A 690-nucleotide genomic window follows, 5' to 3' on the forward strand; every position below is an offset into this window, starting at 1 on the left:
AACAGGATAATCCGCTATCCTTTTTGAACTATTAAAAAGCACAATAAAAAGTGCCCACAGAAATCAATCTGTAATATTACTGAAATATTTGTTCTCTAACATCGCCCGAAGTTTCAACTTAAGACCGAAAAACGAACTTAAAGGTCAACGGAGAAAATTATGATGAACCAAGCTACTTCAACAGCAGCGCCTATCTCGAGCACGACTCGTTGGTTACGCTGGGCTAACTTGGCATTCATGCTGTATCTGCTTCTTCTAGCAGTATCTATGGTTGGTAGCGGTTTCAAATGGGCAACTGGCGACCAAGCAAAAGTATTGTTTGAGTTTGCATCTCACCCTATCGCTGGTCTTATGATCGGCCTAGTAGCAACAGCCCTAATCCAATCCTCAAGTACTGTAACTTCTATTATTGTGGGCTTAGTTGCAGTTGGTCTACCTGTCGAGACAGCGATTCCACTGGTAATGGGTGCCAATATTGGTACCACAGTGCCCAATACTTTGGTTTCACTAGGTCACGTACGTTGTAAGGAAGAATTCAAGCGCGCATTTGCTAGTGCGACGATCCACGACTTCTTTAACCTTCTTGCTGTTCTGATCTTCCTTCCTTTGGAAATGATGTTCGGCATTCTAGAGAAAATTTCTCACTGGTTGGTTTCGCCACTATTGAACACTGGCGACATGAGCATGAAG

1 protein-coding gene is annotated in these 690 nt (G+C 43.0%); it reads left to right on the forward strand.

The window, feature by feature from the left end:
- Nucleotides 1-159: 159 nt before the first annotated feature.
- Nucleotides 160-690, forward strand: a 531-nt coding sequence (locus tag R7190_RS27660; RefSeq protein WP_318137905.1) for a Na/Pi symporter, incomplete at its 3' end; no start/stop codon positions are given.

The sequence above is a fragment of the Vibrio sp. 1078-1 genome (assembly GCF_033340475.1).